The organism is Vibrio sp. 1F255 (assembly GCF_041439145.1).
In the GTDB taxonomy this organism is placed as follows: domain Bacteria; phylum Pseudomonadota; class Gammaproteobacteria; order Enterobacterales; family Vibrionaceae; genus Vibrio; species Vibrio crassostreae_C.
The window spans coordinates 146,797-152,862 of the sequence record NZ_JBGONQ010000006.1; the positions used below are offsets into that span (position 1 = coordinate 146,797).

Sequence of the window (6,066 nt, forward strand, 5' to 3'; positions counted from 1 at the left end):
AGAAATACAACGAGGTGATGTATGAACAAGTTAATCGCACTAGGCTTAATGGCTCTTTCAATGAACACGGCTTTTGCTGCCGACGGTACGTATACAGGGACTATCGACATGACAAGAAGCGAAGGTAATCAAGTAAAGGCTGAGCGTGTTGAATCTGACTTAACACTGGAAGGAAGAAATGAAGCGTCTAACGGCGGAATCCAATTCCAAAAGAACGTAGATCAAGACCAAACGATCCAGCTTACAGGTCGTCGTGATTAACGTTAAAGATGTGCTTACCATTGTCATGAGAAATGCTGCGCCCTCGGGTGCAGCATTTTTCGTTATTGGGTTGTGGAGTATTTTATAAACTCTAGCGATCTAGCCTTGGCATGTTGTGTAACGTGTGGCATTTTGTTGTTCTCAAATTTAGATCGCTATTAGGTGTTGGTTAAGCATTACAAACCAGTAAGCGAACGACTCGAAAGGACAAGGAATGACTCAAAAAGAAACGGGAATGATTCGTCATATTCTACTGATTAAGTTTAAAGAAAACGCTGAGGCTTCAGAGGTTCAAAAACTAAAGATGCTGTTTGAAGCGATGCCAAACAAGGTTGAAGGGGTCACTTCAGTAGAATGGGGATTAAATGACAGCCCTGAAAACAAGAATCAAGGTTATACCCACTCGGTGTTAATGACGTTCGCCGATGAAGAAGGCCGCCAGAATTACCTTCCGCACCCTGAGCATGATGCGCTGAAAGATGTGTTTCGTCCGCTTTTAGAAGACATCATTGTGTTTGATTACTCCCTGTAATTAGGTTCTGAGTAGGTCTCTTGTGTTTGACTTACCTTCGATAATGAAGAGTTAGGGCCTAGAGATTAAGCCCTAACTAAATAAGAAACGACTTACTCTGTTGGCGAAATCGTGACTGGTGCAAACGATGCGACAGCATTTCCGCCTGCGCCCGGACGGTCTACATAAGGCGTGTTCTGCATTAAGGTGTAGTACACATCCACGAAGTCATCATCATTCACTAATACGCCATCAGGAATCACGTCGATAATCTTGCCTGTGATCTGAGGGATGATCGCATAACCTTGAACTTCTGGATCAGGAATCATCTTCAGTATCTCTTCTGCGGCTTGAACTAAGAGTTTTGCTAGCGCTTTGTAGTCTGTGCCATCATCGTGTTCCATTAAGATCATGTCTGCAGCGCCCCAACGGTAGCGAGGCCAGAAGATGACGGTCTGGTTCGGGTAGTACGTTTGTTTGTCGTAGTCCAGATAAGGCATCTCAACGAGGTCGATCTGGGGCTCTAAACGACTTGAATCGACACCCGTCACGATAGCGTAGATTTCCGCTTTACCAGAGATCCAAGGTTCTTGGTCGACGGCTAAACGGATTTTGGTTAATTGTGTGGTATTCAACGGCTCAGGTTCCGACAAGGCCATCGAGCGACGTGCCCTGTTCATCAAAGACGATTTTTGAGGTTTACTCTCGTCGGTATTGGTATCGCTAACGGCATTGATTTGCGTTGTAGTACCCAGGTTTTGCATCTCTGCCTGCATCGCCATTAGGCCTGCTTTGAGCTCTTCAGCACCGTTACTATCAACCACAAACACTGGGACGTCTGGCATTTGGTACACGTCTAGTTCGTGAACCTGCCCATACACATCATAGGCTTCGATGTATTGCCAGTTTGAATCATCGCCTGATGGTTCGAAAGCAAACAGCGGGTTTTCACCATTCTTCCAAGCTTCGATCATCGCTTCATCAGCCATGCGAACCTCTAACACAGAGTCGCTGAAGTCGTTGATCCCTTTCATCTTGCGATAACCAAGATCCGCTTTCTGCATCCGGCTTGAAAATGCAGAGTAGGGCTGAGTAGAGCTCAATTTATCTACAGGCGCGGATAAGTTCTTTTCTGAGATCTGAGCCTTCAATGAAAGCTCAAGATCGGAATAACGCTCGCTGATTTGTAACGCCAAAGATTGCTTTTGCGCAGCGCTACTTTCTGCAATACCTAATGAATCCGTTGTCTCAATATTTTGCGCATAAGACTGGAAGCCAACCACTGTCGTTGCAAGCACCATACTGATAGGAAAAGATGGTCTCATAAATAGTCCTTATTTTAGTTTTTATCATTAATAGAGCATTTGCCCTATAAGGATTAACCTATCAGTAACGTGAATGTGTTCAAAAGTTAGTCAGTTATTTTTGTTTCGTTGTGCAGCACAGGATCTCAATTTAAACTGTTTTTATAAAACAATACCTAAGTAACCTTGATATTTATAAATTAATAAACGTATCAGTAAATAACTTACAATATTATTAGCTACTACGGTGTGTCATAAAAAAACCTACTCAAAGTGAGTAGGTTTTTATTTCGCGGTTAACCGCTAGTTCTCGATTTACAACTTGTTTGAGAGGCTCGCTCTAACTCAATCTAAACGTAACGTTAGGCCAGAGTAGTTCGAGTATCCGCGCAGTAACACATGATAGGTCACACCCGACTGAGCGCTCACACTGCACTGCTCAATGTTTCCAGCGCGATAAGGGCGACAGTCGTAACTTGATGTTGTTGGCTTGCTTCCCGATTTCACATAAAGGTCGGCATCACCTGAACCACCAGACATTGAAACCGTCACGTTGGATGCAGAATCAACGGTGAACGTGTAGAAGCTCTCTGAAGATTGGTTTCCACTTAAGTTCGAAATCGGTGTGCCTTTCGTTAATACATTGCCAGTTGGAGGCGTGACACCACAACTTGCATTAACGCCGACGGTATTAAAAGCATCTTCAACATCGGCAACCACATAGCCCATGTCTGCTGCGGCTTTCGCTACGCCACAAGCTCCTGCGTCAAAGGTACTGTTTGCCGTCCAATACAACTGGTTGGCAACCGTGAATATTTCAAAGCCCTTACGTACATTCCAACCCGATTTGTTCGCTAAAAGATAAAAGGCACGGTTATAAACACCGCTAGATAAGTGAACGTTTAAACCGTCGTAGTATTGCGAGGCGTGATCAATCGAACGACCATCTTTTGAAGGTTGATCAAAGTAACGCAAGCCGCCTTCTGATTTGAATATATCGCTTCCGACCACCCAATCCACACTGCCACGTAAGTAGTATTCAGCCGCTTCGCCCGCAATATCGGAGAAGGCTTCATTGATACCGCCCGACATGTTTTGGTACACAAGGCCGGAGTTTTGCTCGGTGAACCCGTGGCTAACCTCGTGAGCACTCACGTTGATATCGACCAATGGGTAAAAGGTGTTTTTGCCATCTCCAAATGTCATGGATGAGCCATTCCAAAAGGCGTTTTCATAATCGGTACCGTAATGAACGCGCATCGTCAGCTGGAAAGTTAAAGGCGACGTGTTCATCCAATCTTTATACATATCGAACACGACATTACCAAAGTAGTGCGCATCGTTGAGAGGCGAGTAAGCCCCGTTGATGTATTTATGATCGGTGTAGTTGGTTCCGTCGGCACAGTTGTAGCTGTAGGCTGCGCTGCCAGACGTTCCGTTCCTCAAATCGACTGTCTTAACTGAATCATTTTCTAACGTACAAGTCGTGCCTGCTTTGTCGATGGGAAAGCTAGGGAAGTCACTACCATATTCATATCGAGTGGTTTTTATATTACCACCGGGGCCAGTACCCAATGCTTTAGCGTGGTTCAACCCATTCCATTTTTGGAGCACATCGCCAGTCGTGGCATCAATAAAGTAGAAAGGGCGCTCTGGCATAGAGGACGCGATAAAGAAATCGACCAGATACACCACTTGGGCGACTTGGTTCTCATCCAATCTCACCATCAGTTTCGCGTTTTTGTTTTCAATCGACTTTTTGCCGACAGTAAACGTGCGGTGAGAGGATATCGCAGCTTCAATCGCTTGTTCTCGATTCAGTTTTGGCGCGATGCTGGATAGGTCACCACTGATCCCCTGTGCCATGGAGCCGAACACCTGAGTGGGTTGGTTCTTGGAAAGGGTGGCGACAACGGAGGTATCAAAGACGGGTAAACCTAGGTGAGTTTGTTGATAGCGGACTTTCGTTTTTCCATTGGGCAATACCACCCGTTTAACTTCAGAAAAACCTAATTCAAGTGGGGCAACACTCTTCGACTGCTCGACGAGGCTTTGTTGTAGTAATGCATCATTATCGACTCTGACCATTTCTGCAGCGTGTGCATTAAAGCCAAAAGATGTACCTAGAATAGCTGCTATTTTCCAGCTTAGTTGACGTTGTTGGTTCATTTTTCGTTCCTGATTTTAATATAAACTCCTTCTTCCCAACGGCTTTATAGGAAGTCTATATGCAATACATCTGTGCCATGTGTTGCGAATCAAGATTGGAAGAGCATTTGGATTTATGACAAGTTTATCAGGGAGATTTATTTTTAGAGTATGTAATTCAAAGTTTACAAAACTCTTATTGATCAAATTGTTTTTTATAAAATTAAATTTTATAATTTATCGTAAACATATGAAGGGGTGGGAGTTATTAAAATCTGTTTTGTTTGAATATATAGAATGAAATTATCTAAGTTAACTTCGATATTTTTCTGATTTTATCTTAATTACAAATTAGTAAACAACTGGTTTTTTGAAGTGGGAATATTGTCTTTATTATCAATAGTAAACTTGTATTAACAATACCACTAAGCACAGATCTCATCTTTTTTAACACTTAGTCTCGTTAGATAGGAAAACATCTACATTTTCATGTTCAATCACAAACTAAGAACGATAAGTCATTGTTATGAATGGAGTGAGTCGCTTAAGATAGACAGCATAAGAAACTAGACAGAAAAATTCTGCATTTAAATACAGAATTTGTCTGTCTAATAGCTGTTAGTTGCCTTCAACAACTTTGAGTAAGGGTTTAACAATGATCGAGAATCTTCCCGAACCAGATGAATTTAAAAGTCTTAGCATCCAATATTTGGCGCAGTCTATAGATCATGTTTTCAAAACGGAGCAAGCTATTTCGCCCGCTGTAATTGTAACGGGTTTTGGTGACAGTGACTTGGAAGAGGAATGGGAGTCAAGGCAAGGGGTCCTTGGTAACTCATTGATAATGCTATTTCTTAGCATTGAAAACTACTTTAAGTATGAAGTCAGCAAACTAAATCCATACGAATTATTAACTGATGAGTCCAAAGTTCATATAGAAACTCCAGAAATAGTTGATTTTGAAGAACTGTATTTAGAGGGGAGTGAAATTTTATGCGCAAAGTATCAAAAACTCACAGGTGAGACTCTAGATGGTAATGCACTAAAGATGCTCGATGAACTAAGAGTTAAACGAAATAAGTTTACTCATGGTTTGCATCGAGACTTTATCGAACCAAATTACATTGTTGAGGTTATTGCAGAGTTCTTAACTTTAATTTGGGGTACATCTTGGATTTCAGATTTCAGAGAGGTTATGGTCACAGAACCATTATATGGTCTCTTTGACGAAGATGAAGAGAACATGCAGTTGCTGCAGTACTTTAAGTTCTTTGAAGACTACTTGTCCCAACGAAAATTCAAAAAGTTGATCGGTATGCCTAACAGTGGGCGGAGATACCTTTGTCCCCATTGCCAAGAAAACTCTATTGAAACAGGTGGTTTAATCAATGCAAATTTTGCATGTTTAGAGCCAAATGAACCGGATGCCATCGAACTTCACTGTTGGTTATGCGACGGGTATGCAGAGGTAAATCGAACCCCATGTGAACATGAAGAATGCCTTGGCAACGTTATTTATCCTGAGGATTCGAGTATGTTTCATATGACTAATATTTGTTTAACCTGCAGTGGTGAACAAGGCAGCTAACAAACGACTATGGCGTCAATGATTAATTTTTGGCTGTGTTTTCATCCCACATGGCGCCATCTCTGAGCATAGAGTTAAGTGTCACAACCATCTTTCGTACGCACGCGATTATTGCGACTTTTTTAGGTTTCCCAGCAGCTAAAAGTCGAGCATAAGTCGCTTTGAATATGGGGTTACATTGCATGGCTGACATCATCGCCATGTATAAAACGGTTCGTACTTGCGCTCGACCGCCTTGGATCACGCGCTTACCT

6 protein-coding genes are annotated in these 6,066 nt (G+C 42.4%); 3 read left to right on the forward strand and 3 right to left on the reverse strand.

Features of this window, described 5'->3' with window-relative positions:
• The first annotated feature begins 21 nt into the window (after positions 1-21).
• Together ACED41_RS06045 and ACED41_RS06050 are read left to right on the forward strand one after the other, a co-directional pair.
• Positions 22-261 (forward strand): hypothetical protein, encoded by a 240-nt coding sequence (locus ACED41_RS06045; RefSeq protein ID WP_108092771.1) that lies wholly within the window; start codon positions 22-24, stop codon positions 259-261.
• Between the two features lie 214 nt (positions 262-475).
• Positions 476-793 carry a Dabb family protein gene (locus ACED41_RS06050; RefSeq protein ID WP_009846539.1) on the forward strand — a complete coding sequence of 106 codons (318 nt, stop codon included), beginning with the start codon at positions 476-478 and terminating at the stop codon, positions 791-793.
• Positions 794-885: 92 nt separating this feature from the next.
• Here the strand turns inward: ACED41_RS06050 and ACED41_RS06055 are convergent, their stop codons facing one another.
• Together ACED41_RS06055 and ACED41_RS06060 are read right to left on the reverse strand one after the other, a co-directional pair.
• A complete protein-coding gene (locus ACED41_RS06055) occupies positions 886-2,097 on the reverse strand; it encodes a DUF3103 domain-containing protein (RefSeq protein ID WP_371721981.1) in 1,212 nt (403 codons plus the stop codon).
• A 324-nt stretch (positions 2,098-2,421) separates the two neighbouring features.
• Positions 2,422-4,245: a M4 family metallopeptidase gene (locus tag ACED41_RS06060; RefSeq protein ID WP_371724652.1), complete on the reverse strand. Its 1,824-nt coding sequence runs from the start codon at positions 4,243-4,245 to the stop codon at positions 2,422-2,424.
• Positions 4,246-4,879: 634 nt separating this feature from the next.
• Between ACED41_RS06060 and ACED41_RS06065 the strand changes: the two genes are divergently transcribed.
• Positions 4,880-5,812: a hypothetical protein gene (locus ACED41_RS06065; RefSeq protein WP_108190239.1), complete on the forward strand. Its 933-nt coding sequence runs from the start codon at positions 4,880-4,882 to the stop codon at positions 5,810-5,812.
• Between the two features lie 22 nt (positions 5,813-5,834).
• Here the strand turns inward: ACED41_RS06065 and ACED41_RS06070 are convergent.
• Positions 5,835-6,066 (reverse strand): transposase (locus ACED41_RS06070; RefSeq protein WP_371724653.1); only part of this gene is annotated, 232 nt, incomplete at its 5' end.

Bases quoted from the DNA above. Each gene is read 5' to 3' on its own strand.
- ACED41_RS06045 (WP_108092771.1), top strand. From the start codon at position 22: ATGAACAAGTTAATCGCACTAGGCTTAATGGCTCTTTCAATGAACACG.
- ACED41_RS06050 (WP_009846539.1), top strand. From the start codon at position 476: ATGACTCAAAAAGAAACGGGAATGATTCGTCATATTCTACTGATTAAG.
- ACED41_RS06055 (WP_371721981.1), bottom strand. From the start codon at position 2,097: ATGAGACCATCTTTTCCTATCAGTATGGTGCTTGCAACGACAGTGGTT.
- ACED41_RS06060 (WP_371724652.1), bottom strand. From the start codon at position 4,245: ATGAACCAACAACGTCAACTAAGCTGGAAAATAGCAGCTATTCTAGGT.
- ACED41_RS06065 (WP_108190239.1), top strand. From the start codon at position 4,880: ATGATCGAGAATCTTCCCGAACCAGATGAATTTAAAAGTCTTAGCATC.